The sequence below is a fragment of the Amycolatopsis sp. NPDC043889 genome (genome assembly GCF_056435645.1).
Genome location: NZ_JBWKEC010000022.1, coordinates 49,202 through 73,901 on the forward strand (window position 1 = coordinate 49,202; position 24,700 = coordinate 73,901).

Here is a 24,700-nt window from a genome sequence, read left to right on the forward strand (position 1 = left end):
AGTTCGGTGCGGATGCCGAGATGGGGCGGAATGTCGCGAAGGCCACTTTCAGCGGCGAGCGTCGAACTCGACCAGCCAGCTCCGGAAGTCGACCGGACCGTGCAGATAGTCGGCAGGCAAGGTCATCAGATCGGCGCCGAACAACCAGTCCAGTGCGTCCCAGACCAAGCCGTCATCGACGCGGTGGGCGTCTTCGACGATCCACGGGCGGGCCCAATCGGAGGCTTCCGCGCGCGTAGCCGCACCGGTCGCAAGGTCTTCCAGCACCTTTCGCACTTCAGCACGCGTCGGCACCGGCGCGGATTCACGCATGAGGCCTCCCTGCATGGAACGACGTGAAGGCCCCCTTCCCTACCTTCAGGGTAGGGAAGGGGGCCTTCACGTACTTGCTTACAGAGCCGAGTTCGTCTGGAATTCGCTCAGCGCCGCGGCCAGCTCGGGCCTGCCGCGGACGACCAGGCGCGTACCGGTCTCGACGTGCTCTTCCTCCAGCACCTCGCCGTCGGCGTGGGCTCGGGAGACGAGGTCGCCTCGCGAGTACGGGATCAGCACCTCGACCACGACCTCGGGCCTTGGCAGCTTCTCCGCGATCACCTCGGCCAACTCCGTGATCCCGGTGCCGGTCCGCGCCGAAACCTGCACCGAACCGGCCATCTGGTGCCGCAACCGGGCCAGCGACACCTCGTCGGCGGCGTCGGCCTTGTTGATCACCAGCAGCTCCGGTGGGAGCGGCTCGGAACGGCGCTTCGTGATCTCGGCGAGCACTTCGCGCACCGCGTTGACCTGCTCTTCGGGCGTCGGGTCGGAACCGTCGACGACGTGCACGAGCAGGTCGGCGCTCGCCGCCTCCTCCAGCGTCGAGCGGAACGCGTCCACCAGCTGGTGCGGCAGGTGCCGGACGAAACCGACCGTGTCGGTCAGCGTGTAGGTGCGGCCGTCGGGGGTCTGCGCCCGCCGGGTCGTCGGATCCAGCGTGGCGAACAGCGCGTCCTCGACCAGCACCCCGGCGCCGGTCAGCGCGTTGAGCAGGCTCGACTTGCCGGCGTTGGTGTAGCCGACGATCGCGACGCTCGGCACCTCGTTGGCCACCCGGCGACCGCGTTTGGTCTCGCGGATGGTGTCCATCGCGGCGATCTCGCGGCGCAGCTTCGACACGCGCTTGTTGATCCGCCGCCGGTCGGTTTCGAGCTTCGTCTCACCGGGACCGCGCAGACCCACACCGCCGTTGGCGCCGCCCGCCCGGCCACCGGCCTGCCGGGACAGCGCCGCACCCCACCCGCGAAGCCGCGGGATCAGGTACTGCAGCTGGGCCAGCTCGACCTGCGCCTTGCCCTCCTTGGAGCGGGCGTGCTGCGCGAAGATGTCGAGGATCAGGGCGGTGCGGTCGATGACCTTCACCTTGACCTTCTCCTCCAGCTGGCGCAGCTGACCGGGCGAAAGCTCCCCGTCGCAGATCACCGTGTCGGCACCGGTGGCCGCCACGATCTGGCGCAGTTCATTGACCTTGCCCGAGCCGATGTAGGTGGCGGGATCCGGGCGGATCCGCCGCTGCACCAGGCCTTCCAGCACCTCGGAGCCTGCCGTTTCGGCCAGCCGGGCGAGTTCGGCGAGCGAGGCTTCGGACTGGAGGGCGCTGCCCTCGGTCCACACACCGACCAGAACGACGCGCTCCAGGCGCAACTGCCGGTATTCGACCTCGGTGACATCCGCGAGTTCGGTGGACAGGCCCGCTACCCGGCGGAGCGAGGCGCGGTCCTCGAGCTCCAGTTCGCCGGTCGATGGGTCCATGTCGTTCAGATCGTTGTGTGTCAGTTCCGTCATCGTGCCTCCATGGTCCCACGTTTCGGCGGCGGGACCGAATTCATTACCTGCTGGGATACTTCGACAGGTAGATGGCCGTGCGTTTCGCGTCCGGGTCGACCGGCCGCGAGATGAAGTCGTCGACGAGCTCCATCAGCCTTGTTTCGAACTCGGCGATCTGCTCGTCCGGTACCTGGACGACCATGCGCGTCTGCTGCACCTCGTCGAATCCCACGTCGGCGATCTCGGCCAGATAAGCCTCGAAGATCGCCTGATCGATCCCCCTGTCGCGGGAATCAAGATGCCACGACAACCCGGTCGAGCGATACGGAATTTCTTTCGCGCCGCGCGTGCCGCGTCGCGGCGGGAGCGCTTCGAGGAACCCCGTGTCGACGAGCTTGCGCACGTGGTGCAGCGTCGTCGCCGGGTCGCGATCGAGTCGTTCGGCGAGTTCCTTGTTGGTCAGCGCCTCTGAGTACGTCAACCGGATGATGCGCAGCCTTATTCCGGAGGCCATGGCGGCGATCTCGGCCTCGGTGGCGGCACGTCGTGGAGTGGGCACGGAGACAGCCTAGAGCCGAAAGTGATTGACAGTTTCCAATCACTCACGCCAAGGTGGCGTCGTGCGCAGAGACTCCCTCTTCTTCCACGCGGACTTCCGGCGGCTCTGGGCGGGTGACACCGCCAGCCAGGTGGGCGCTTTCGCCGGGCACACCGTGATCCCCCTGCTCGCGGCCACCGTGCTGGCCGCGACGCCGTTCCAGATGGGGCTGCTGACCGCCGCCGAGACCATCGCGTTCCTGATCATCGGGCTGCCCGCCGGGGTGTGGGTGGACCGGATGCGGCGGCGGATGCTCATGCTGCGGGCCGACTTCGTCCGCGCGGCGTTGCTGTTCACCGTTCCGGTCGCCTGGTGGGCCGGCGTGCTGTCGCTGACGCAGCTCATCATCGTCGCCACGCTGGTCGGGGTCGCGACGGTGTTCTTCGACGTCGCCTACCAGTCGTACTTGCCGTCGCTGGTCGGCCGGGAACATCTTCTCGAAGGCAACGCGAAACTCCAGGCCAGCCAGTCGGTCGCGTTCCTGACCGGACCTGGTATCGGCGGCGGGCTCGTGCAGCTGGCGGGCGCGGCCAACGCCGTGCTGATGACCGGGGTGGGCTTCCTGACCTCCGCGCTGTGCCTGCTGCGGATCCGCACCGTCGAAGAGGTCCCCGAACGGCAGGCCGACGAGAAGCTGCTCCCCCAGATCGTCGAAGGACTGCGCTTCGTGTTCACCGACGCGGCCCTGCGCTCGATCGTCGCCTGCACCGCGACGGCCAACCTGGCCAACGGCGCCTTCACCACCGTGCAAATCCTGTTCCTGAACCGGGAAGTCGGCCTGTCGCCGGCGGTCATCGGTGTCGTACTGGCGACCGGTGGCGTGGGCGGGATCATCGGGGCGATCCTGGCCGGGCGTATCACCCGGCGGATCGGGCAAGCCCGCTCGATCTGGTTCGTCCCGCTGTTGACCTGGCCGTTCCAGCTTCTGCTCCCGCTCGCCGCGCCGGGCTGGCGGATCGTGCTGTTCCCCGCGGCGCTGGCGATCGCGGGGTTCGGGATCATCGTCTACAACGTCGCGCAGGTGTCCTACCGGCAGGCCGTCTGCCCGGACCGGCTGCTCGGCCGCATGAACGCCAGCGTGCGCTTCGTGGTGTGGGGCATGCTGCCGCTGGGCGGGCTGGTCGGCGGTGTGCTGGGTGAGGCGATCGGGATCCGGGGAACGCTGTGGTTCGCCGCGGTCGGCGAGGCGGCCGCGGTGCTGTGGGTGGTCTTCTCGCCGATCCGGAAGCTTCGCGACCTTCCCAAGGAGCCGATCGCGGTCGGTTAACCGAGCCCGGCCCACCAGGTTTCGTCGAGTTCTCCGCGGGCGACGATCTCCGCCGGGCCGGTCAGCGTGGACCCGCCGCGATGGACTTCGACCACCACGCGGCCACCGGGGATGTCGACGGTCGCTTCGCCGGTGTCGGTGCCCGCGAGGTGCAGTGCGGCGGCGACCGCGGCGACCGTGCCGGTGCCGCAGGACCGCGTCTCGCCGACGCCGCGTTCGTGGACGCGCATCTTCAGCGCGTTGTCGCCCAGCAGGTTGATGAACTCGAGGTTCACGCCGTCGGGGAACACGTCGGAGTCGAAGTCGGGCTGGTCGCGCAGGTCGAGCACGTCGACGTCGTCCTCGACGACCGACACGAGATGCGGATTGCCGACGTTCACCGCGACACCGGAGAACGGCTTCCCGGCGACCACGGTGACCGAAGTACCGGTGATGGTCGCGGGCCCCATCCGCACGGTCACCGATCCGTCCGCGTGCATCCGGACCGGCCGGTCGCCGGCGCGGGTGCCGATGACGAAGTCGCGCTCGGACACGAGCCCGGAATCGACCAGGTGGCGGACGAAGACCCGGACACCGTTGCCGCACATCTCCGCGATGGAACCGTCGGCGTTGCGGTAGTCCATGAACCATTCGCCGCCGGACTCGACGCCCAGTGCGGACGACCGCACGATCCGGAGCACACCGTCGGCGCCGAGGCCACGCCGGCGGTCGCATAGCGCCGCCACCCGCGCTTCGGTCAGCTCGAGGCGGCCGTCGGGGTCGGGAAGCAGCACGAAATCGTTCTGTGTGCCGTGTCCCTTAAGGAATTCGATGCCGCCCATGCCCGCAAGATTACTGGGCCGTCGCTTCGAGGACGCGCTCGGCCAGCCGCTCCGAACCGCCGTCGAACCACTGGATGCGGTTGTCCCGCCGGAACCAGGAACGTTGCCTCCGCACGAACCGCCGGGTGGCTTGCGCGGTGGCCTCGGAAGCGACCTGGAAGTCGCCGTCGCCGTCGAGCGCGGCGATCACCTGCTGGTAGCCCAACGCCCTCGACGCGGTGAGCCCGTCGCGGAGTCCGCGGCCCAGCAACGTCCGGACCTCGTCGACGAGTCCGGCTTCGAACATGAGCTCCACGCGGCGATCGACGCGGGCGTCGAGTTCGGCCGGTTCGCGGTCGATGCCGATCAGGACCGTGTCGTAGCGCGCGGGTCCCGGTTTCGGCAGGTTCGCCGAGAACGGTTCGCCGGTGATCTCGATGACCTCCAGCGCGCGCACGATCCGGCGGCTGTTGGTCGGCAGGATGGCCGTGGCGGCCACAGGGTCGAGTTCGGTGAGCCGGGCGTGCATCGCGGCGGCGCCGATTTCGTCGGCTTCGGCGGTCAGCCGGGCGCGCACGTCCGGATCGGTGCCCGGGAACTTGAGGTCGTCGAGCACGGCTTGGACGTAGAGACCCGATCCGCCGGTGAGGATCGGCACGCGGCCGGCGTCGAGGAGTTCTTCGACGCGCTGACGTGCGTCGCGCTGGTATGCGGCGACGGACGCCGTCTCGGTGACGTCGAGGACGTCCAGCAGGTGATGCGGCACGCCCCGCCGCTCTTCGGGGGTCGCCTTGGCCGTCCCGATGTCCATCCCGCGGTACAGCTGCAACGCGTCCGCGTTGACCACCTCACCCCCGAGGGTGAGGGCGAGTTCGACCGCCAGGGCGGTCTTCCCGGTCGCCGTGGGCCCGACGACCGCGACCGGCCGGATCACGCGTGCTCCCAGACCGCGACGTGGTAGCCGACGCCGAACGGCGCGGCGGAGTAGAGGACCTCGGCGGTCCAGTCCCCGTCCGCCGCCAGTCCGGCGAGGACCTGCCAGGGCGCGCGGCCGCCCGCCCCGAGTTCGGCCGCCAGGACCGGGTCGAGTGCGGACAGGGCGCCCGTGTCCGCCTTGGCCAGCGCGTCGCGGATCCCGGCGTCGAAATCCCCCGCGCGCTCGTCTTCGCCGCCGGGGGAACGCGGACCGTGCCGGCTCGAACCGTCGCCGAGGACGAGTATCGCGGCGGGCTCTCCCAGCCCGCTGGCGAACTCTTCGCACTGGTCGGAGGGAGTGGCGGGGTCGACGAGGCGGACTCGGACGGACGACGCGCCGCCCTGCTCACGCAGCCAGCCGGCCACGAGCGCGGGCAACGGCAGCTCGGTTTCGGGAGCAGTCACCCGGCTGAGTGAGACTCCGAGGTCGACGCCGAATCCCCGGAAGGAGCCGCTCGCGTGCTCCGGCACCTCGGGCGCCCCCGTGGCCGCGCCGATGACGATCCAATCCGGCGAAACGCTGGTCAGGCGCCTCGCGGCGTCCAGGCAGGCTTCGCGCAGCTCGGCGCACTCGTCCGCCGCTCCGGCGGCGAGTTCGGGGATGAGCAGCGGGGGTTGCGGGAGCACGGCGACACGGCGGATCACGGCCGCCGACGTTACCTTCCCCGCCTCCCGGCACCGGCAACCGACCGACACGGAAGGTCCTCCGGAAGTAGGATCACTGCCCTCTGGTGGTTCATCCGGTTCCACGGTGGACGCTGAGCTGCTTGAATGCCGCAAGGGGTTGATGCCCCCGAAGCAAGACGGCAACGCATTACCCGGCCCCGCCGCTAGGCGGGGCGCCCGCGCCAGCGGGCGTACAGGCGATAAGGAGCCTGCGATGGCCCAGGAGAACACGTCCACCGGTACCCCGGCACCGCACCCGGTACCGCACGCGCTCGGTGGCGGGCACCCCGCACCCCCCGTGCCGCCCGCCGAGCCCAGCCCGTCCGCTTGGGGCAGGGTCGACGACGAAGGAACGGTCTACGTCACCACACCCGACGGCGAGCGCGCGGTCGGTGTCTGGCAGGCCGGAAGCCCGGACGAGGGTCTGCTCCACTATGCGCGCCGCTTCGACGACCTGCGCACCGAGGTCGAGCTGCTGGAAACCCGGCTGGAGTCCGGCGCGGGCGATCCGAAGCACGCCCTGGCGACGGCCACGCAGCTGCGTGACGGCCTCGCCGAAGCCGCCGTCGTCGGAGACATCGCCGCGCTGAGCGGCCGCATCGAACAGGTCATCTCCCACGCCGAGAAGGCACTGGCCTCGGCCAAACAGGAGCGTGAGGAAGCCCGCGCGGCCGCCGTCGTCCGCAAGCAGGCCCTCGCCGACGAGGCCGAGAAGCTCGCCGCCGAGTCGACCCAGTGGAAGGCCGCCGGCGACCGGCTGCGCGCCATCCTGGACGAGTGGAAGACCGTCAAGGGTGTCGACCGCAAGACCGACGACGAGCTGTGGAAACGGTTCTCCAAGGCCCGTGAGGCGTTCAACCGGCGCCGCGGCTCACATTTCGCCGAGCTCGACAAGCAGCGCGCGGGTGCCAAGCATCGCAAGGAAGAGCTGATCGCCGAGGCCGAAGCGCTCTCGGAGTCCGAGGACTGGGGCGAGACGGCGGGTCGCTACAAGGACCTGATGACCGAGTGGAAGGCCGCCGGCCGCGCCCCCAAGGACAGCGACGAGGCGCTCTGGCAGCGTTTCCGCGCCGCGCAGGACAAGTTCTTCGCCCGGCGGTCCGCGGTGTTCTCCGAGCGGGACGCCGAGTTCGCGACCAACGCGCAGCAGAAGGAAGAGCTGCTCGTCGAGGCCGAGAAGATCGATCCCGCGGCCAACCTCGACGCGGCGAAGCAGCACATGCGGCGCATCCAGGACCAGTGGGACGAGATCGGCAAGGTCCCGCGCGAGCGCATCCGCGAACTGGACGGGCGGTTGAAGGCCGTGCAGGACGCGATCAAGGCGGCCGAGGACAGCAAGTGGCGCCGGACCGACCCGGAGGCGCAGGCCAGGGCGGCGCAGTTCCGCGAGCGGGTCGAGCAGTTCGAGTCGCAGGCGGCGAAGGCCCGTGCGGCGGGCGACGAGCGGCGCGCGAAGAAGGCGGACGAGCAGGCCGCGCAGTGGCGTGAGTGGCTCGAGGCGGCGGAAGCGGCCATCGCGGACCGCTGATCCGCCGGCACCGTCCGTGAAGGCCTCCTTACCTACCCTGAGGGTAGTGAAGGAGGCCTTCACGGCAGGCGGTCGGTCATAGCGGGCAGGGGCTGGGCCTTCACTCCACTGTGGAGGGACGCCTAGCACCTTCGTGCGTATTCGGGCGCTCTCCGCGCTCAACCGTGGTCGACTTCGATCATGAACCAGACACTGATTCCCCCAGTACGCCGGGCGTTCGCCGCCCTGGCGATCAGTTGTGCTCTGGTGGCCGGGCTCGCCCCGGCCGCGGCGGCGACCGGCTCCCCGGCACCGCTCCCGGCCTCCTCCGAAGCCGGAAAGAAGAAAGTCAAGCTCGACGCCTCGCTCAGCAAGAAGCAGGTCAAGGTCAACGAAAAGGTCACCCTCAAGGGGACTCTGCAGGCCGCGGAAGGCGCCCGGGCCGACGGGACGGACAGCCTCGAAGCGATCATCGTGCAGCAGCTTCAAGGAAGTGTCTGGGTGAACATCGCCGACACGACCTGCCGGCCCAACTCGACGTTCTCCCTGAAGCTGAGCTTCTCCCTCAGCGCGGTGATCACGCTGCGGGCCTATCACCCGGAAACGACGCTCTACGCGAGCGCCTACACGTCCAGCAACCTCACCTTGAGGGTCGGCTAGCTGCGGGAAAAGGCGGCACGCATCCAGTAGATGGCCAGCGCGACGGTGGCGATCCAGGCGACGATCAGCCCGAAGCCCGGACCGCCACCGGCCGCGCCGGTCGCGTTCGAGGACTGCTGGGACCAGATCGCGAGCATTCCGTCGACGGAGGCGAACCAGCCGCCCGCGGCGCAGACCCAGGCCAGCCACCAGCGACGGGTCACCAGCGTGACGGCGGAGACGAACACGCCGACCCCGGTGGAGGTCGCGGCGAACAGCTGCGGGATCCCGCCGCCCTTGCCGAGCAGCACCTCCCAGCCGGCGTGCTCGCCGACCCAGGGCAGCAGCTGCGCGACCAGCAGCACGAACACCAGCACGGCGATGGAGAACCCGCGCCTGCCCAGTTCGATCGTCTTGGCCGCGCGTTCGCCGGCTTCGTCGATCTCGGCGGCGAGTTCGTCGATCTTCGGTTCGGTCACAGTGCACACCCGCTCACCGGTTCCGGCGTGACGGCCGGGGCACCGAAGCCCGGCAGGCCCAGCGTCACGCCGTTGGTCTTCGGCCGCAGCCCGGCCTCGGAGTTGTCGCCCGCCTTGGTGCGGCGGTGCGACAGCAGGTCGCCGTCGGCGACGAGATGGTGCGGAGCGCCGTAGGTCACCACGGTCTCGACGACGTCGCCGGGACGCACCGAGCGGTCCACGAGGGGGCCCGTCGGCGTGAAGTGGACGAGCCTGCCGTCCCGCGCGCGGCCGCTCATGCGCTGCGTCTCGGTGTCCTTGCGGCCTTCGCCGGAGGCCACCAGCAGCTCGACCCGCCGCCCCACGATCTTCTTGTTCTCTTCCCAGGAGATGTCGTTCTGCAGCTTCACGAGCCGTTCGTAGCGCTCCTGCACGACCTCCTTCGGCAGCTGCCCGTCCATCTCGGCGGCGGGCGTGCCCGGCCGGATCGAGTACTGGAAGGTGAACGCGCTCGAGAACCGCGCCTGCGCGACGACGTCGAGCGTCGCCTGGAAGTCTTCCTCGGTCTCGCCGGGGAAGCCGACGATGATGTCGGTGGTGATCGCGGCGTCGGGCATGGACTCGCGCACGCGGTCGAGGAGCTTGAGGTAGCGCGCCGAACGGTAGGACCGCTTCATCTCGCGCAGCACCCGGTCCGAACCGGACTGCAGCGGCATGTGCAGCTGGTGGCACACGTTCGGCGTCTCGGCCATCGCGTCGATGACGTCCTCGGTGAACGCCGCCGGATGCGGCGAGGTGAACCGGACGCGCTCCAGCCCGTCCACGGAACCGCAGGCGCGCAGCAGCTTCCCGAACGCGAGCCGGTCGCCGAATTCGACGCCGTAGGAGTTCACGTTCTGGCCGAGCAGGGTCACTTCCAGCACGCCTTCGGCGACGAGCGCCTCGACCTCGGCGAGGATCTCGCCGGGGCGGCGGTCGCGTTCCTTGCCGCGCAGCGCCGGGACGATGCAGAAGGTGCACGTGTTGTTGCAGCCGACCGAAATCGACACCCAGCCCGCGTACGCCGAATCGCGCTTCGCCGGGAGCGTCGAAGGGAAGGTCTCGAGCGATTCGAGGATCTCGACCTCGGCCTCGGCGTTGTGCCGCGCGCGCTCCAGCAGCGTCGGCAGCGAACCGATGTTGTGCGTGCCGAAGACGACGTCGACCCAGGGCGCGCGCTTGACGATCTCGCCGCGGTCCTTCTGGGCGAGGCAGCCGCCGACGGCGATCTGCATGTCCGGCTTCGCCGTCTTCTGCGGCCGCAGGTGGCCGAGGGTGCCGTACAGCTTGTTGTCCGCGTTCTCCCGCACCGCGCAGGTGTTGAACACGATCAGGTCGGGTGTGGACTCGCCGTCACCCGGTACGTAGCCGGCGTCCTCGAGCTGCCCGGCAAGACGTTCGGAGTCATGCACGTTCATCTGGCAGCCGAAGGTGCGGATCTGGTAAGTGCGCGCGCTCATCTCGCCTTCGAGGGTACGCGGGCGGGGTTCCATGGCACGATCGACCCTCATGAGGAGACCAGGGGTGCTCGCGGTGGTGATCGCCGTCGTCTGTGCCCTGGTCGCCGGGTGCGGGCCCGATCTCTCCGGGACGAAGGTGCGGATCGCGGCGGGGCTCGACGGTGGCGTCTACGACAAGCTGGCCGAGGCGCTGGCCGACGCGTGGGCCGCGCAACTGGACACCGAGCGGCCCGTGATCCAGGAGACCCAGGGGTCGCCGGACAACGTCGGACGGGTGCGTGCGGGGAAGGCCGACGTGGCGTTCGTGGCCGCCGACGTGGCCGCCGACGACACCGCCGGTTTGGCCGCGCTGGCCCGCGTGCACGACGACTATCTGCACGTCATCGTCCGCGCCGACTCGTCGATCAGGTCCTTCGCGCAGTTGCGCGGGCACAAGGTCGCGATCGGTTCGCCGGATTCGGGTGTCGAGTTCCTGTCGAAGCAGTTGCTGAAGGCGTCGGGGCTGACCGGCGCGATCGACCGGCGCAATCTCGGCCTCCCCGAGGCGCTGCCCGCGCTGGAGAACCGGCAGATCGACGCCGTCATCTGGTCGGGTGGCCTGCCGACGCCGTCGATCACCGAGAAGGTGCACACGGTCGGCCTGCGGCTGCTCGACATCACCGATCTCGCGGACGCGCTGCGGGCCACCAGCCCGGTGTACCGGACGGCGACCATCCCGGTGACGGCCTACAACCTGCCCTCACCGGTGACCACGCTCGTGCTGCCGAACTTCCTGGTGGTGCCGACGTCGATGCGCGACGACGTCGCCGAGGCGCTCGTGCGCGGGCTGTTCGACGCGCGGGACCAGCTGGTCAAGGCGGCGGGCGCGGCGTTGTCGATCGACATCCATCCCGCCATCGAGACCGCTCCCCTGCCGCTGCACCCGGGCGCGCTGCGCTACTTCCGGTCACTCAAGGATTAACGGCAGGGTCACGGTCACCTGAAGGCCGCCGCCTTCGGGTGAGCCGAGCCGCAGCGAACCGTCCGAACGGGCCAGGATCTCGGTGACGATCGCCAGGCCGAGGCCGGATCCGGGCACGTTCTGATGCGCGGTGCTGCGCCAGAACCGGTCCGCCGCGCGTTCCAGCTCGTCTTCGCGCAGGCCGGGGCCGTGGTCACGGACGGCGATGTCGACCTTCCCGTCCGTGGTGGTGACGTCCACCCGCACCTCGGTCCCCGGCTCGGTGAACTTGAGCGCGTTGTCCAGCAGCGCGTCGAGGACCACTTCGAGGCCGCGTGCCGGGGTGAGCACCCGCAGTCCGCCGCCCAGCCCGGTCGCCACCAGCGTGATGTCGCGTGCCGCGCCGACCACGGTCCAGTCGGCGACCCGGGCGCCCACCATCTCGTCGAGGCCGACCGGCACCAGTTCGCCGCCCGAGGCCTCGGCGCGGGCCAGCGAGAGGAGTTCGTCGAGGATCTGGTTGAGCCGTCGCGCGTCGACGACGGCGGCTTCGAGGTCTGCAGCGGCGAGGTCGTCGTCGACGTGGCCGTCGAGGTTGCCGAGCCGGATCTTCAACGCGGTCAACGGGTTCCGCAGCTGATGGGAGGCGTCGGCGACGAACGCGCGCTGCGCCGACAGTGCCTCGTCGACGCTGGCGGCCATCCGGTCGAAGGACCGTTCGAGCTGCCGCAGTTCCGGCGGGCCGCCGGTCTCCCCCACCCGTTTGACCTCGCGGCCGCTGACCACGGAGGCGACCAGTTCGCCGGTGGCGTCGTCGAGCCGCCGGACCGGGCGCAGGATCCAGCGCACCACCGGCACGGCGACCAGGAGTGCGATACCGAACGCCAGCACCGCGCCCGCCGCGATGAGCAGCCACCACCACAGCAGTTCGGTGCGGGCCTTGTCCGTCGAGGACACCGTGATCACCGCGCCCCGCACCTCGCCGTCGATGAGGATCGGCTCGGCCAGCACCAGCGGCTCGGTGTTCCACGGCATCAGCAGCGGTCCGGGCTCCGAACGCCGTCCCGCCAGCGCCTGCTGCAGATGCGAAGCGATGACGGGGTCCTTCAGGTCGATCCCGGCCGTCTCACCCGGACCCCTGGCGACGGATTCGCCGTCCTGGTCGACGATCGCCACCGGCACCCCGTAGACCTCGGTGTAGCGGAGGAGTTCGTCCTCGATCAGGTCCGGCCGGTTCTCCACCAGCGGGCGCTGTGCCAGCGACGCGAACCGGGAGGTGTCGGTGAGGCGGTCGAGGAAGAGGTCGAGCTGCACACTGGCCGCCACGCTGAGCGCGAGCGGGATGCCGAGGCCGAACACGAGCGCCGCGACCAGCGTCAGCACGATCGCCTGGAGCCGGACGCGCACCGGCTCAGCCCTCTTCGGCCGGACCGTAGGCGCCGCCGAGGCGGTACCCGACGCCGCGGACGGTCTCGATCAGCGCGGGCCTGCCCAGTTTGGTCCGCAGGGTGGCGACGTGGACGTCGAGCGACCGGCTCTCCGCGGGGCCGCGGTGACCCCAGACCTCGTTCAGCACGTGATCACGGGCGCAGACCGCGCCGCGGGCGGTGACCACCAGCGCGAGCACCTGGAATTCCTTGCGGGACAACGAAACCGGCTGCCCGTCGACCTGCACCTCATGGCGCCCGATATCGACCGAGACATCACCCGCGCGGATGACGCCCGCTGGTTCGGGCGCGGCAGGCCGTTCCCCGCGGCGACGGCGCACGGCCTCGACACGGGCGACCAGTTCGTCGACGTCGTAGGGCTTGACCAGATAGTCGTCGGCGCCGGACCGGAGCCCCTGGATCCGGTCGTCGACCTCGCCCCGCGCCGAAACGACGATCACCGCGACGTCGCTGACCGCGCGAATCCGGCGGCACAGGACGATCCCGTCGATGTCGGGGAGCCCGAGGTCGAGCAGCACCACGTCGACCTCGTGCACCAGATCGAGCACCCCGGCACCGGAGGCGAGGCGTTTGATCGTCAGGCCGCGCCGGGTCAGCGCGGGCGTCAAGGCACCCGCGACCCGGTCGTCGTCCTCCACCAGCAGTACCCGCACCCGTGTTTCCCTTTCACGCCGTCACCGCCACCGCGACGACTTGAAGAACGACTCTATGGGGTGAGTCACCTCTCGCGCTGCCCGTACCGCTGGGCCGGATGGCCCTGTGAGCGACCCGCTGCACGCGGTAATGGTCACGATGCGTCACAGATCTGCTGTGACCCCGGTTACGGGAGACCCCCGCCTTGTCTAGGCTGATCAGCGCCGGACGGAGGTGGACCGGGGCCGTCCGGTGGCTTGAGAACGATACGGACTTGAAACCCTAAGTATTGGTCAAGCCGTCTTTACAAGCGGTCCGACGGGAGTAGGTTTCCGCCATCGCGTGGTGCCTGACCCCGCAGTCCCCTGCAAACGAACGCTCCTGGAGGCCAGATGACCGCGGAGGTGGCGGCGCCGATGATCAAGGCGGCCGCCGTGAACAAGTACTTCGGCGACCTGCACGTGCTCAAGGAGATCAACCTCGAGGTGCCGCGCGGGCAGGTCGTGGTCGTGCTCGGGCCGTCCGGGTCTGGCAAGTCGACGCTGTGCCGGGCGATCAACCGGCTGGAACCCATCAACTCCGGTGAGATCGCGGTGGACGGCGTTCCGCTGCCCGCCGAAGGGAAGGCGCTGGCCGCGCTGCGCGCCGACGTCGGCATGGTGTTCCAGTCGTTCAACCTGTTCGCGCACAAGACGATCCTCGAGAACGTCATGCTCGCGCCGATGAAGGTCCGCAAGGTCAACACGGCCGAGGCCCGCAAGACCGCGATGGACCTGCTCGAACGCGTCGGCATCGCCAACCAGGCCGACAAGTACCCGGCGCAGCTTTCCGGCGGGCAGCAGCAGCGTGTGGCGATCGCCCGCGCGCTGGCCATGCGCCCCAAGGTGATGCTGTTCGACGAGCCGACCTCGGCGCTGGACCCCGAGATGGTCCAGGAGGTCCTCGACGTGATGACCACGCTCGCCAAGGACGGGATGACGATGCTCGTCGTCACCCACGAGATGGGCTTCGCGCGGCGCGCGGCGAACCGGGTGGTGTTCATGTCCGACGGCGAGATCGTCGAGGACTCCACCCCGGACGAGTTCTTCACCAAGCCGAAGACGGATCGCGCCAAGGACTTCCTCGGCAAGATCCTCACCCACTGAGGACTTCCCCGCCGGCCGGTATGGCCGGACAAGATTCGGAAGGAAACTGAGAACAATGCGGTTGAACCGAGTTCTGCGAATGAGCGCGGCCGTCGTGGCGGCCGGTCTCGCCCTCTCCGCCTGTGGCGGCGGCGGGTCGGACGCCGGCAGCGGCTCCAGCGGCGCCAAGAACGTGGTGGCGAAGGCCAAGAACGACAAGAAGCTGACCATCGGCATCAAGTTCGACCAGCCCGGTCTCGGCCAGAAGCAGGCCGACGGCACGTACGCCGGCTTCGACGTCGACGTGGCGAAGTACATCGCCAAGGAGCTCGGCGTCGAAGAGTCGGCGATCACCTGGAAGGAAGCGCAGTCCGCGCAGCGTGAGGACCTGATCAAGAAGGGCGAGGTCGACTTCATCGTCGCCACCTACTCGATCACCGACAAGCGCAAGAACGAGGTCTCCTTCGCCGGCCCGTACTTCATCGCCCACCAGGACCTGCTCGTCCAGGCCGACAACTCCGACATCACCGGCCCGGAGTCGCTGACCGGCAACAAGAAGCTCTGCTCGGTCAAGGGTTCGACCCCGGCGCAGAACGTCAAGGAAAAGTACGCCAAGGAAGTTCAGCTCCAGGAAGTCGGCAAGTACACCGACTGCGTCACCTCGCTGCTCAACAAGACCGTCGACGCGATGACCACCGATGACGTGATCCTCGCCGGCTACGCCTCGCAGCAGCCAGGCAAGCTGAAGCTGGTCGGCAAGGGCTTCACCGACGAGAAGTACGGCGTCGGCCTGAAGAAGGACGACAACGAGAGCATCACCGCGATCAACAACGCGATCAAGAAGATGCAGCAGGACGGCGCTTGGAAGGCCGCTCTGGAGAAGAACGTCGGCCCGTCGGGTTACAAGATCCCGGAGCCCCCGGCCATCTCCTGACACCCGGCTCGCTGAGCCGCTGAACTGAAGGAATCGAACGGTGCGCCGTGTACCGCGGCGCACCGTTCCCATACCGAGGCTGGGTTGAGCACCTTGTTCGATTTCCTCGACAATCCCAATTACGACTTGCTCGGCGCCTTCTGGATGACGATCAAGCTGACCTTCTTCTCCGCCATCGGTTCCCTGATCTGGGGGACCATCCTGGTGGGGATGCGGGTCAGCCCGGTTCCGATCATGCGGGCGTTCGGCACCGCCTACGTCAACATCTTCCGGAACACCCCGCTGACGGTGATCATCGTCTTCACGTCGCTGGGATTGTCCTCCACCCTGGGGATCAACCTGGCCTCGAAGGATTCGACGACGTCGTTGGAGGACAACTTCTTCCGGCTCGCGATCCTCGGTTTCGTCGCCTACACCGCGACGTTCGTCTGTGAGTCGTTGCGGTCCGGTATCAACACCGTTCCGGTCGGCCAGGCGGAAGCGGCCCGCGCGCTGGGGCTCGGCTTCCTCCAGGTGCTGACGCTGATCGTGCTGCCGCAGGCGTTCCGATCGGTGATCGCGCCGCTGGCGAACGTCATGATCGCCTTGCTGAAGAACACCACGGTCGCGTCGGTCATCGGCGTGGCCGAAGCGGCGCTGCTGATGTCGGCGATGGTGGAGAACGAGTCCGACTCGCTGCTCCTGGTCTTCGCCCTCTTCGCCGCCGGGTTCGTCGTTTTGGTCCTCCCCCTCGGCCTGCTGCTGGGCTGGGTCGCCAAGAAGGTCGAGGTCAAGCGATGAGCAGCACGCAGACCGTTCTCTATGACATTCCCGGGCCGAAGGCGCGGGCACGGAACTGGCTCTACTCGGTGCTTTTCGTGCTCGTCCTGGCGCTGGCCGTGTACTTCGTCTACGCGGGGTTCGATGAGAAGAACCAGTGGGCCGGCGCGCTGTGGGAGCCCTTCCTCAAGGGCTCCACCTGGACCGAATTCATCCTGCCCGGTCTGCTCAACACCCTGAAGGCCGCGGCGCTGTCGATCGTGATCGCGTTGCCGATCGGCGCGCTGCTCGGTATCGGCAGGCTGTCCGACCACAAATGGGTGCGGGTCCCGGTCGGCGCCGTCGTCGAATTCTTCCGGGCGATCCCGGTGCTGCTGCTGATGGTCTTCGCCGCGGCGTTCTACGCGTTCTACACCGACATCGACGCCGAGATCCGGCCGCTGTTCGCGGCGGTGACCGGTCTGGTGCTCTACAACGGTTCGGTCATGGCCGAGGTGTTCCGTGCGGGCATCCTTTCGCTGCCCAAGGGCCAAGGCGAGGCCGCCTCCGCGCTGGGCATGCGCAAGACCCAGATCATGGTGACCGTCCTGCTTCCGCAGGCGGTCACCCTGATGCTGCCCGCGCTGGTCAGCCAGCTGGTGGTCATCCTCAAGGACACCGCGCTGGCCGGTCAGCTGACCATTGGTTTCGACGAGTTGATCCGGAGTACCGGGCCGCTCACCGGCCTCTACAGCAACACCATTCCGACGCTGATCGTCGTCGCGATCATCTTCATCGTGCTGAACCTGCTCTTGAGCTGGGTCGCGAGCTGGCTGGAGAACAAGCTGGCGCGGCGGAAGAAGGCTCCCAAGGGCGCCAAGCCGGTGCACTCCGCACCGTCCAGCGTGGTCATGCAGCGCGATGACGCGAGCGGTGGGGCACTGTAGCTCCGTAAGTACACGAAGGCCCCCTTCCTTGCGCCCAGGTGCAGGAAGGGGGCCTTCCTGTTTTCGGGATAGGCCTCTTGGTCCTGTCGGGACGGTGCCCCCGTCGGCTAACGTCGGCCGTATGGCGGACAAGGCCGCGACGCTGCTCGAAGCGCTGCCGGACCTGGCGGGCAGGGCGGTCCTGGTCGTCGGGTGCGGTGATGGCCGCTATCCCCGCTTGTTCCGAGGAAAGGGCGCGCGCCGTGTGGTCGGCGTCGACGCGGATAAGGCGCTGATCGCGGCAGCCCAACGCGAAGAGGAACGCGACCCCGTCGGGATCTCGTACGAGGTTCACCAGCTCGCCCGGCTGCCGGTGATGGGAGCCTTCGACGTCGTCCTGGCCTTCCTGGACTCCCCCGCCCATCTCGGTCGCGTCGCCGCGAGCCTGGTGACGGGCGGGCTGCTCGTGACCGTCGCCACGAACGGCATCGACCTGGAGGAAGCGTTGCGGGACAACGGTTTCCAAGACATCGTCCTGCGCCGCCACGAAAGCGGCGACGTGCACAGCGCCCGCAAGGTGGGCTGAGTCGCGCACCCTGGTGTCGAGCCAGGCTGGCCGGGGCTATGAATCCCGGCCGGTCGCCGGACCGTGCGCGTCTGGCGGTATGGGACACACGGACCCCACACCGCCGCACCGGTACGACGGAACAGGTTTCCCCGCCGTGCCGGGGCGTAGCGCGTGTGGGAGTCGAACCCACGTCACCGGGGTGAAAACCCGGTATCCCTTCCGCTGGACCAACGCGCCTTGGCCTGGAACACAGTCCGGCGCGCACCGCGCACCGGACTGCTTCGTTCCAGAAATCAGGGTCACCGAAAGAAAAGCCGCCCGGTTCGGTTTCCCGAAGGGCGGCTCCACGTATGCGACGTCGTGCTAGGACGACGGCGGGGAGCCACGTTTTTCTTCCATGCCAAGGAAAGGACAGGCCATGCGGTACTGCGTCATGTGTCCTCCCTTGGTGGTGTGCGGGTAAGTGTGCGTCAGGTATGAGGGCGGCGGCAACCGATTTAGCTCGTGAGTGGTAAGGACGGTTAGAACCGTCCTTACCACTCACGAGAGGCGACTACTTGTCCCGCCGGAACAGTTTGTTCCCCAGCCACACGATGGGGTCGTACTTCCGGTCCGCGACGCGTTCCTTCATCGGGATGAGCGCGTTGTCGGTGATGTGGATGCCCTCCGGGCACACGTCCGAGCAGCACTTGGTGATGTTGCAGTACCCGAGCCCGTGCTCCTCCTGCGCCTCGTCACGCCGGTCGGCGACGTCGAGGGGATGCATTTCGAGTTCGGCGATCCGCATCAGGTACCGGGGCCCGGCGAAGGCCTCCTTGTTCTCCTCGTGGTCACGCACCACGTGGCAGGTGTTCTGGCACAGGAAGCACTCGATGCACTTGCGGAACTCCTGCGAGCGCTCGACGTCCACCTGCTGCATCCGGTACTCCCCCGGCTTCAGCTCCGGAGGCGGCGTGAACGACGGGATCTCGCGGGCCTTGGTGTAGTTGAACGACACGTCGGTCACCAGGTCGCGAATCACCGGGAACGTCCGCATCGGGGTCACGGTGATGACCTCGTCCTCGGTGAAGGTCGACATCCGGGTCATGCACAGCAACCGCGGCTTGCCGTTGATCTCCGCCGAGCACGAACCGCATTTGCCCGCCTTGCAGTTCCACCGCACCGCCAGATCCGAGGCCTGCGTGGCCTGCAACCGGTGGATGATGTCGAGGACGACCTCGCCCTCGTTGACCTCGACGCTGTAGTCCTGCAGCTCACCCGAATCGGCGTCACCGCGCCAGACCCGGAAACTCGCCTTGTAGCTCATGCCGGACTCCCGGGGTGCGAAGCCAGTTCTTCGTCGGTGTAGTACTTCCCCAGCTCGGACAGTTCGAACAGCTCCAGCAGGTCCTGCCGCAGCGGAGTCTGCGCCTTGACCTCGACGCCGATGTCCGGCACCACCGGGTTGTCGCCCGGCGTGGCCGAGCAGACCAGGAGTTTGTTGCGCCACTGGGCGTCCATGCCCGGATGATCGTCCCGCGTGTGCCCGCCCCGGCTCTCGGTCCTGGTGAGCGCGGCCCTGGCAACGCATTCGCTGACCATCAGCATGTTCCGCAGGTCGACGGCGAGATGCCAGCCGGGGTTGAACTGCCGGTGCCCTTCGACGGTGACCCGCTTGATCCGCTCGCGCAGCTCCCCGAGCTTCTCCAGCGCCCGCTCGATCTCCTCCGCCTTGCGGATGATGCCGACCAGGTCGTTCATCGACTGCTGCAGTTCGGTGTGCAGGCTGTACGGATTCTCTTCGACGCCGTCACCCGGCGGGTCGAACGGCGCGAGCGCCATCGCCGCGGCAGCGTCCACATCGGACTGACTGACCTTGGGACGGTCCTTCAGCTCCGACACGTAGGACGCGGCGCCGAGGCCCGCACGACGACCGAAGACCAGCAGATCCGAAAGCGAGTTGCCGCCGAGCCGGTTCGAGCCGTGCATCCCGCCCGAGCACTCACCGGCGGCGAACAGTCCTGGCACGCTCGACGACGCGGTGTCCGGGTCGACCTCGATCCCGCCCATCACGTAGTGACAGGTGGGGCCGACCTCCATCGGCTCCTTCGTGATGTCGACGTCGGCGAGTTCCTTGAACTGGTGGTACATCGACGGCAGCCGTTTGCGGATCTCCTCCGCGGGCAGCCTGCTGGCGATGTCGAGGAAGACCCCGCCGTGCGGCGATCCCCGGCCCGCCTTGACCTCGGAGTTGATCGCCCGCGCCACCTCGTCACGCGGGAGCAGATCCGGGGTGCGGCGGTTCTTCTCCTGGTCGGTGTACCAGCGGTCGGCTTCCTCCTCGCTGTCCGCGTACTGCCCCTTGAACACATCAGGGACGTACTCGAACATGAACCGCTTGTCCTCGGTGTTCTTGAGAACCCCTCCGTCACCGCGAACGCCTTCGGTGACCAGGATCCCCTTCACACTCGGCGGCCAGACCATGCCGGTCGGGTGGAACTGGACGAACTCCATGTTGATGAGCGCCGCCCCGGCCCGCAGCGCCAGCGCGTGCCCGTCACCGGTGTACTCCCACGAGTTCGAGGTGACCTTGAACGATTTCCCGATGCCGCCGGTGGCCAGCACCACCGCCGGCGTCTCGAACAGGATGAACCGGCCGCTCTCGCGCCAATACCCGAAGGCACCCGAGATCCGGCCGTCGTCGGTCAGCAGTTCGGTGATCGTGCATTCGGCGAAGACCTTGATCCTCGCCTCGTAGTCACCGGTCTCCTTGAAGTCCTCTTGTTGCAGCGAAACGATTTTCTGCTGCATCGTGCGGATCAGTTCGAGCCCGGTGCGGTCGCCGACGTGCGCCAGCCGCGGGTACGTGTGCCCGCCGAAGTTGCGCTGGCTGATCCGGCCGTCGGCGGTGCGGTCGAACAGCGCGCCGTAGGTCTCCAGTTCCCAGACCCGGTCCGGCGCCTCCTTGGCGTGGAGTTCGGCCATCCGCCAGTTGTTGAGGAACTTCCCGCCGCGCATGGTGTCGCGGAAGTGCACCTGCCAGTTGTCGTTCGAGTTCGCGTTGCCCATCGACGCCGCGCAGCCGCCTTCGGCCATCACCGTATGCGCCTTGCCGAAGAGCGATTTGCACACCACCGCGACACTGAAGCCGCGTTCGCGGGCTTCGATGACCGCGCGGAGACCGGCACCGCCGGCACCGATCACCACCACGTCGTAGTTGAGCCGTTCGACCTCGGTCATGAAAAGAGCCACCTCAAAGCTTGTCGCCGGGGACGGGAGATTCCCGCGCCGCTAGTTGATGAACCGCAGATCCGAAATGGCGCCGCTGGCCACGAGCATCACGTAGAGGTCGGTCAGCACGAGCGTGCCGAGCGTCGTCCACGCCAGTGCCATGTGCCGGGTGTTGAGCTTCGTGATCTGCGTCCAGATCCAGTAGCGGACCGGATGTTTCGAGAAGTGCTTGAGCCTGCCGCCGGTCACGTGACGGCACGAGTGGCACGACAACGTGTAGGCCCACAACAGGATCACGTTGCCGGTCAGCACGATGTTGCCGAGCCCGAAACCGAATCCGCCGGTCTTGCCGTGGAACGCGGTGATCGCGTCGTAGGTGTTGATCAGCGAGACGACCACGGCCACGTAGAAGAAGTAGCGGTGGGCGTTCTGGATGATCAGCGGCAGCCGCGTCTCACCGGTGTACTTCGCGTGCGGTTCGGCGACCGCGCAGGCGGGCGGTGAGAACCAGACGGCCCGGTAGTAGGCCTTGCGGTAGTAGTAGCAGGTCAGCCGGAAGCCCAGCAGGAACGGCAGGACGAGGAAGCCGAGCGGGATGAAGCCCGGCAGTTCGCCGATCCAGGCCCCGAAATGCCGGGAGCCTTCGACGCAGGATTCCGAGACGCAGGGCGAATAGAACGGCGTCAGGTAGTGGTACTCGGGCACCCAGTACGCGGTGCGCGCGAAGGACCTGATCGTCGCGTAGATGATGAAGGCGGAGAGGCCGAGGACGGTCAGCAGCGGGGACAGCCACCACCGGTCGGTGCGCAGCGTTTTTTCGGCGATCCGGGCCCGCGACGGTGCGCGGACCCCCGTACCCCGTCCGGCCTCGTTGCCGGCGGGGGCGCTCACCGCTGGTCGCGCTTGTAGCCGCCGACGCCTTCGTCATCGGCGCCTTGCCAGAGCGCCGGGTCATAGGGCGTATCGGGAACCTGGACACGATCGGCGGCCTTCGCCTGCGCGGGCACCGCGTTCGGGGTCGTGTCGAGGTCGGTCGCGTCGATGTCGAGCCGCTCGACGTCGTTCGCCAGGCGTCGTACCGCCGAAGCGTCGCCGTATCGGGAGCGCAGCGCGCCGACGCACTGCCTCAACTGACCGATGGCTCGCCGAAGCTCGGCGATCTCTGTGGTGGACATCGGTACCTCCCGATGGTCGGTTCGGTTGGCCGCTTGAGCCTTCGAAGGCCGGCGACTCCTCGCCGTCTCGACTCTGCCGCGCGTTGTGCAATGTGACAAGTAGCACAGTGGAACCTAGTGACGTGACGGAGGTCACGCGAGTCGATCTTCTGTATCGATTTTGATTCGGGCTTTCCCCCGAGGTACTGTGGCCACTGTCACGACCCAGCGACGTCAGCGTTGCCGTCCCGCGGACCACCACGACCAGTGATCCGGAGCCGGACAATGAGCACCGCCCCGAACGTCCACCCCATCATCGCCGAAGTCACCGAACGCATCGCCGCCCGCAGCGCCGAAACCCGCGCCGCGTACCTCGAGCGCGTCGCCGCCTCCCACGAAGAAGGACCGATGCGGCGCGGTCTCGACTGCAGCAACCTCGCCCACGGCTTCGCCGCGATGGAAGGTGTCGACAAAGCGGCACTGCGCGCCGTGCGAGCGCCGGGCGTCGCGATCGTCTCGTCCTACAACGACATGCTTTCGGCGCACCAGCCGATGCAGGAGTACCCCGCGATGCTCAAGGGCTCGGTCCGCCAGGCGGGCGGGGTGGCGCAGTTCGCCGGTGGCGTGCCCGCGATGTGCGACGGCGTCACCCAGGGGCGCCCGGGGATGGAGCTGTCGCTGTTCAGCCGCGAGGTGATCGCGATGTCGACCGCGATCGCGCTGTCCCACGACATGTTCGACGCGGCGCTGCTGCTCGGCGTCTGCGACAAGATCGTGCCCGGCCTGCTGATCGGGGCGCTGTCGTTCGGGCATCTCCCGGCGATCCTGGTGCCCGCCGGGCCGATGAACTCCGGCCTGCCGAACAAGGAGAAGGCGCGCGTGCGCCAGCTCTACGCCGAGGGCAAGGCGACGCGCGAAGACCTGCTGGACGCCGAAGCGGCTTCGTACCACTCTGCGGGCACGTGCACCTTCTACGGCACCGCCAACTCGAACCAGATGGTCGTCGAGGTGATGGGCCTGCACCTTCCGGGCGCCAGCTTCGTGCAGCCGAACTCGACGCTACGCAAGGCGCTCACCGAAGAGGCCGGGCGGCGCGTCGTAAAGCTTTCGCGAGGCGAGGAGTACACGCCGGTCTCGCGCGTGATCGACGAGAAGGCCGTCGTCAACGGTGTCATCGCGCTGCTCGCCACGGGTGGCTCGACCAACCACACGATGCACCTCGTCGCGATCGCAGCCGCCGCGGGCATCCAGCTGACCTGGGACGACTTCTCCGACCTGTCTGCGGTGATCCCCCTGCTGGCCCGCGTGTACCCGAACGGCAGCGCCGACATCAACCACTTCCACGCCGCCGGCGGCATCCAGTTCCTGGTCGGCACCCTGCTCAGCGCGGGCCTGCTGCACGAGGACGTCCAGACCGTCGCCGGACCTGGCCTGCACCGCTACCGGCAAGAGCCGATCCTCTCCGAGGGCGAACTGGTCTGGCGTGACGTCCCGACGCGCAGCCTCGACGAGGACGTCCTGCGTCCCGTGTGGCGGCCGTTCGCCTCCGACGGCGGGCTTCGCATGGTCGCGGGCAACCTCGGCCGCGCGGTGATCAAGGTGTCGGCGGTGGCGCAGGAGCACCGGATCGTCCAGGCCCCGGCGCGGGTGTTCACCGACCAGAAGTCCTTCAAGACCGCTTTCGAGGCCGGCGAGCTGGACCGCGACGTCGTCGTGGTCATCCGGCAGCAGGGCCCGCAGGCCAACGGGATGCCGGAACTGCACGGGCTCACCCCGGCGCTGGGAGTGCTGATGGACCGCGGGCACCAGGTGGCGTTGCTCACCGACGGCCGGATGTCGGGTGCGTCCGGGAAGATCCCGGCGGCGATCCAGGTGACCCCGGAAGCCGCCGCGGGAGGCCCGATCGCGCGGATCGCCGACGGCGACGTCATCCGTCTCGACGCCAAGGCGGGGACGCTCGACGTCCTCGTGGGTGACGAAGAACTCGCCCGCCGTGAACTGGTGGACTACCCGCCTTCGGAGGCATCCTGGACCGGCACCGGCCGGGAGCTGTTCGCGGCGCTGCGCCGCGCGGTCGGCCCCGCCGATCAGGGCGCGAGCGTCTTCGGACCGCTCACGCCGGAACACTTCGGCGCCCCGGCGCACACGTTGACCCTGTGGAGGTAACCCAGTGACCACCGGCGCAGACCTGCTCGGCCTGTCCCCTGTGATGCCCGTCGTCGTGCTCGACGACGCCGCCGACGCCGTGCCCGCCGCGCGGGCCCTGCTCGCGGGCGGGATCGGCGTGATCGAGCTGACCCTGCGCACCCCGGCGGCACTCGCCTCCATCGAGCGGATCGCCGCCGAGGTCCCGGAGATCGTCATCGGCGCCGGGACGGTCACCGCGCCCGAGCACGCGAAGCAGGCGGCCGCCGCCGGCGCGAAGTTCCTGGTGACCCCGGGCTGCACGGACGCCGTGCTGGACGCCGCGTTCGAGACCGGGCTCCCGTTCCTGCCGGGCGCGAGCACGGTGTCCGAAGCGATGCGGCTGGCCGAACGCGGGCTGACCGCGTTGAAGTTCTTCCCCGCCGAGGCCAGCGGCGGCGTGGCGTACCTGAAGTCGATCGGCGGGCCGCTGCCCGGGCTGAAGTTCTGCCCGACCGGTGGGATCACCGTGAAGACCGCGCCGGACTATCTCGCACTGTCCAATGTGGGCTGCATCGGTGGTTCGTGGCTGACGCCGAAGGACGCCTTGGCGGCCAAGGACTTCGGGAAGATCGAAGCTTTCGCGGCGGAGGCTTCGAAGCTCTGATCCGTGTTGTGAGGGCCACTCG

General features: G+C 68.5%; 25 protein-coding genes and 1 tRNA gene. 11 read left to right on the forward strand and 15 right to left on the reverse strand.

Going from position 1 to position 24,700, the window contains the following annotated elements; all coding sequences use genetic code 11:
• Window positions 1–48: 48 nt before the first annotated feature.
• The 3 genes from AC0685_RS30935 to AC0685_RS30945 form a co-directional block, all read right to left on the reverse strand.
• Complete coding sequence (locus AC0685_RS30935; protein WP_478228722.1) at window positions 49–312, reverse strand: hypothetical protein; 264 nt, start codon at window positions 310–312, stop codon at window positions 49–51.
• 78 nt (window positions 313–390) lie between these two features.
• Window positions 391–1,821: a GTPase HflX gene (hflX, locus tag AC0685_RS30940; RefSeq protein WP_478228723.1), complete on the reverse strand. Its 1,431-nt coding sequence runs from the start codon at window positions 1,819–1,821 to the stop codon at window positions 391–393.
• A 43-nt stretch (window positions 1,822–1,864) separates the two neighbouring features.
• Complete coding sequence (locus tag AC0685_RS30945; protein ID WP_034311941.1) at window positions 1,865–2,362, reverse strand: ArsR/SmtB family transcription factor; 498 nt, start codon at window positions 2,360–2,362, stop codon at window positions 1,865–1,867.
• 61 nt (window positions 2,363–2,423) lie between these two features.
• On the opposite strand from AC0685_RS30945, the gene AC0685_RS30950 reads away from it, so the two are divergent.
• Window positions 2,424–3,668 (forward strand): MFS transporter, encoded by a 1,245-nt coding sequence (locus AC0685_RS30950; RefSeq protein WP_478228724.1) that lies wholly within the window; start codon window positions 2,424–2,426, stop codon window positions 3,666–3,668.
• On the opposite strand, the gene dapF is transcribed toward AC0685_RS30950, so the two are convergent.
• Genes dapF through AC0685_RS30965 form a run of 3 tightly spaced genes read right to left on the reverse strand, consistent with a single transcriptional unit; the run spans window position 3,665 to window position 6,088 of the window.
• The gene (dapF, locus tag AC0685_RS30955) at window positions 3,665–4,489 is read right to left on the reverse strand and encodes a diaminopimelate epimerase (RefSeq protein ID WP_478228725.1); all 825 of its coding nucleotides are present in this window, start codon (window positions 4,487–4,489) and stop codon (window positions 3,665–3,667) included. The genes AC0685_RS30950 and dapF overlap by 4 nt on opposite strands.
• A 10-nt stretch (window positions 4,490–4,499) precedes the next feature.
• A complete protein-coding gene (gene miaA, locus AC0685_RS30960; protein ID WP_478228726.1) occupies window positions 4,500–5,402 on the reverse strand; it encodes a tRNA (adenosine(37)-N6)-dimethylallyltransferase MiaA in 903 nt (300 codons plus the stop codon).
• Window positions 5,399–6,088 carry a class III extradiol dioxygenase subunit B-like domain-containing protein gene (locus AC0685_RS30965; protein WP_478228727.1) on the reverse strand — a complete coding sequence of 230 codons (690 nt, stop codon included), beginning with the start codon at window positions 6,086–6,088 and terminating at the stop codon, window positions 5,399–5,401. Before AC0685_RS30965 ends, miaA begins: the two co-directional genes overlap by 4 nt.
• 235 nt (window positions 6,089–6,323) lie before the next feature.
• Here AC0685_RS30965 and AC0685_RS30970 point away from each other — a divergent pair, with 235 nt between their 5' ends.
• Window positions 6,324–7,637 (forward strand): DUF349 domain-containing protein, encoded by a 1,314-nt coding sequence (locus tag AC0685_RS30970; RefSeq protein ID WP_478228728.1) that lies wholly within the window; start codon window positions 6,324–6,326, stop codon window positions 7,635–7,637.
• Between the two features lie 180 nt (window positions 7,638–7,817).
• Window positions 7,818–8,276 (forward strand): hypothetical protein, encoded by a 459-nt coding sequence (locus tag AC0685_RS30975; protein ID WP_478228729.1) that lies wholly within the window; start codon window positions 7,818–7,820, stop codon window positions 8,274–8,276.
• Here AC0685_RS30975 and AC0685_RS30980 read toward each other — a convergent pair.
• Window positions 8,273–8,734 carry an Rv2732c family membrane protein gene (locus tag AC0685_RS30980; protein ID WP_340683326.1) on the reverse strand — a complete coding sequence of 154 codons (462 nt, stop codon included), beginning with the start codon at window positions 8,732–8,734 and terminating at the stop codon, window positions 8,273–8,275. The genes AC0685_RS30975 and AC0685_RS30980 overlap by 4 nt on opposite strands.
• Complete coding sequence (miaB, locus tag AC0685_RS30985; protein ID WP_478228730.1) at window positions 8,731–10,245, reverse strand: tRNA (N6-isopentenyl adenosine(37)-C2)-methylthiotransferase MiaB; 1,515 nt, start codon at window positions 10,243–10,245, stop codon at window positions 8,731–8,733. Before miaB ends, AC0685_RS30980 begins: the two co-directional genes overlap by 4 nt.
• Window positions 10,246–10,261: 16 nt before the next feature.
• On the opposite strand from miaB, the gene AC0685_RS30990 reads away from it, so the two are divergent.
• Window positions 10,262–11,173, forward strand: a complete 912-nt coding sequence (locus AC0685_RS30990; protein ID WP_478228731.1) for a TAXI family TRAP transporter solute-binding subunit — start codon at window positions 10,262–10,264, stop codon at window positions 11,171–11,173.
• Here the strand turns inward: AC0685_RS30990 and AC0685_RS30995 are convergent.
• A complete protein-coding gene (locus AC0685_RS30995; protein ID WP_478228732.1) occupies window positions 11,159–12,559 on the reverse strand; it encodes a sensor histidine kinase in 1,401 nt (466 codons plus the stop codon). The two genes, AC0685_RS30990 and AC0685_RS30995, sit on opposite strands and share 15 nt — an antisense overlap.
• A gap of 4 nt (window positions 12,560–12,563) precedes the next feature.
• Window positions 12,564–13,253 (reverse strand): response regulator transcription factor, encoded by a 690-nt coding sequence (locus AC0685_RS31000; protein ID WP_038516335.1) that lies wholly within the window; start codon window positions 13,251–13,253, stop codon window positions 12,564–12,566.
• Between the two features lie 396 nt (window positions 13,254–13,649).
• Here AC0685_RS31000 and AC0685_RS31005 point away from each other — a divergent pair, with 396 nt between their 5' ends.
• The 5 genes from AC0685_RS31005 to AC0685_RS31025 all read left to right on the forward strand — a co-directional run bounded on the left by AC0685_RS31005 (window position 13,650) and on the right by AC0685_RS31025 (window position 17,541).
• On the forward strand, window positions 13,650–14,378 hold the full coding sequence (locus tag AC0685_RS31005) for an amino acid ABC transporter ATP-binding protein (RefSeq protein ID WP_378436610.1): 729 nt from the start codon (window positions 13,650–13,652) through the stop codon (window positions 14,376–14,378).
• Between the two features lie 79 nt (window positions 14,379–14,457).
• Window positions 14,458–15,291, forward strand: coding sequence for a glutamate ABC transporter substrate-binding protein (locus tag AC0685_RS31010; protein ID WP_478228733.1), 834 nt, complete (start codon window positions 14,458–14,460; stop codon window positions 15,289–15,291).
• Window positions 15,292–15,375: 84 nt separating this feature from the next.
• Window positions 15,376–16,071 carry an amino acid ABC transporter permease gene (locus tag AC0685_RS31015; RefSeq protein WP_478228734.1) on the forward strand — a complete coding sequence of 232 codons (696 nt, stop codon included), beginning with the start codon at window positions 15,376–15,378 and terminating at the stop codon, window positions 16,069–16,071.
• Window positions 16,068–16,976 carry an amino acid ABC transporter permease gene (locus AC0685_RS31020; RefSeq protein WP_478228735.1) on the forward strand — a complete coding sequence of 303 codons (909 nt, stop codon included), beginning with the start codon at window positions 16,068–16,070 and terminating at the stop codon, window positions 16,974–16,976. Before AC0685_RS31015 ends, AC0685_RS31020 begins: the two co-directional genes overlap by 4 nt.
• A gap of 121 nt (window positions 16,977–17,097) precedes the next feature.
• Complete coding sequence (locus tag AC0685_RS31025) at window positions 17,098–17,541, forward strand: class I SAM-dependent methyltransferase (protein ID WP_478228736.1); 444 nt, start codon at window positions 17,098–17,100, stop codon at window positions 17,539–17,541.
• A 147-nt stretch (window positions 17,542–17,688) separates the two neighbouring features.
• On the opposite strand, the gene AC0685_RS31030 is transcribed toward AC0685_RS31025, so the two are convergent.
• The 5 genes from AC0685_RS31030 to AC0685_RS31050 form a co-directional block, all read right to left on the reverse strand.
• Window positions 17,689–17,760 (reverse strand) — tRNA-Glu (locus tag AC0685_RS31030).
• Window positions 17,761–18,076: 316 nt separating this feature from the next.
• Entirely contained in the window at window positions 18,077–18,829 is a 753-nt protein-coding gene (locus tag AC0685_RS31035; RefSeq protein WP_005164720.1) for a succinate dehydrogenase/fumarate reductase iron-sulfur subunit, read from the reverse strand.
• Window positions 18,826–20,742, reverse strand: a complete 1,917-nt coding sequence (locus AC0685_RS31040) for a fumarate reductase/succinate dehydrogenase flavoprotein subunit (RefSeq protein ID WP_478228737.1) — start codon at window positions 20,740–20,742, stop codon at window positions 18,826–18,828. The genes AC0685_RS31035 and AC0685_RS31040 overlap by 4 nt, the downstream gene beginning before the upstream one ends.
• A 51-nt stretch (window positions 20,743–20,793) precedes the next feature.
• Window positions 20,794–21,624, reverse strand: coding sequence for a hypothetical protein (locus AC0685_RS31045; RefSeq protein WP_478228738.1), 831 nt, complete (start codon window positions 21,622–21,624; stop codon window positions 20,794–20,796).
• On the reverse strand, window positions 21,621–21,908 hold the full coding sequence (locus AC0685_RS31050) for a hypothetical protein (protein WP_016332714.1): 288 nt from the start codon (window positions 21,906–21,908) through the stop codon (window positions 21,621–21,623). Before AC0685_RS31050 ends, AC0685_RS31045 begins: the two co-directional genes overlap by 4 nt.
• A 264-nt stretch (window positions 21,909–22,172) precedes the next feature.
• On the opposite strand from AC0685_RS31050, the gene edd reads away from it, so the two are divergent.
• Together edd and eda are read left to right on the forward strand one after the other, a co-directional pair.
• Window positions 22,173–24,053, forward strand: coding sequence for a phosphogluconate dehydratase (edd, locus tag AC0685_RS31055; protein ID WP_478228739.1), 1,881 nt, complete (start codon window positions 22,173–22,175; stop codon window positions 24,051–24,053).
• A gap of 4 nt (window positions 24,054–24,057) precedes the next feature.
• Window positions 24,058–24,678 carry a bifunctional 4-hydroxy-2-oxoglutarate aldolase/2-dehydro-3-deoxy-phosphogluconate aldolase gene (gene eda, locus AC0685_RS31060; protein WP_478228740.1) on the forward strand — a complete coding sequence of 207 codons (621 nt, stop codon included), beginning with the start codon at window positions 24,058–24,060 and terminating at the stop codon, window positions 24,676–24,678.
• The last annotated feature ends 22 nt before the right edge of the window (window positions 24,679–24,700 follow it).

What these genes read in the sequence shown, in the direction of transcription:
- AC0685_RS30990 (WP_478228731.1), top strand. Translation starts at nt 10,262, where the DNA reads ATGAGGAGACCAGGGGTGCTCGCGGTGGTGATCGCCGTCGTCTGTGCC.
- hflX (WP_478228723.1), bottom strand. Translation starts at nt 1,821, where the DNA reads ATGACGGAACTGACACACAACGATCTGAACGACATGGACCCATCGACC.
- AC0685_RS31040 (WP_478228737.1), bottom strand. Translation starts at nt 20,742, where the DNA reads ATGACCGAGGTCGAACGGCTCAACTACGACGTGGTGGTGATCGGTGCC.
- AC0685_RS31050 (WP_016332714.1), bottom strand. Translation starts at nt 21,908, where the DNA reads ATGTCCACCACAGAGATCGCCGAGCTTCGGCGAGCCATCGGTCAGTTG.
- dapF (WP_478228725.1), bottom strand. Translation starts at nt 4,489, where the DNA reads ATGGGCGGCATCGAATTCCTTAAGGGACACGGCACACAGAACGATTTC.
- AC0685_RS31025 (WP_478228736.1), top strand. Translation starts at nt 17,098, where the DNA reads ATGGCGGACAAGGCCGCGACGCTGCTCGAAGCGCTGCCGGACCTGGCG.
- miaB (WP_478228730.1), bottom strand. Translation starts at nt 10,245, where the DNA reads ATGGAACCCCGCCCGCGTACCCTCGAAGGCGAGATGAGCGCGCGCACT.
- edd (WP_478228739.1), top strand. Translation starts at nt 22,173, where the DNA reads ATGAGCACCGCCCCGAACGTCCACCCCATCATCGCCGAAGTCACCGAA.
- AC0685_RS30975 (WP_478228729.1), top strand. Translation starts at nt 7,818, where the DNA reads ATGAACCAGACACTGATTCCCCCAGTACGCCGGGCGTTCGCCGCCCTG.
- AC0685_RS31010 (WP_478228733.1), top strand. Translation starts at nt 14,458, where the DNA reads ATGAGCGCGGCCGTCGTGGCGGCCGGTCTCGCCCTCTCCGCCTGTGGC.
- AC0685_RS30935 (WP_478228722.1), bottom strand. Translation starts at nt 312, where the DNA reads ATGCGTGAATCCGCGCCGGTGCCGACGCGTGCTGAAGTGCGAAAGGTG.
- AC0685_RS31005 (WP_378436610.1), top strand. Translation starts at nt 13,650, where the DNA reads ATGATCAAGGCGGCCGCCGTGAACAAGTACTTCGGCGACCTGCACGTG.
- AC0685_RS31020 (WP_478228735.1), top strand. Translation starts at nt 16,068, where the DNA reads ATGAGCAGCACGCAGACCGTTCTCTATGACATTCCCGGGCCGAAGGCG.
- AC0685_RS30970 (WP_478228728.1), top strand. Translation starts at nt 6,324, where the DNA reads ATGGCCCAGGAGAACACGTCCACCGGTACCCCGGCACCGCACCCGGTA.
- AC0685_RS31035 (WP_005164720.1), bottom strand. Translation starts at nt 18,829, where the DNA reads ATGAGCTACAAGGCGAGTTTCCGGGTCTGGCGCGGTGACGCCGATTCG.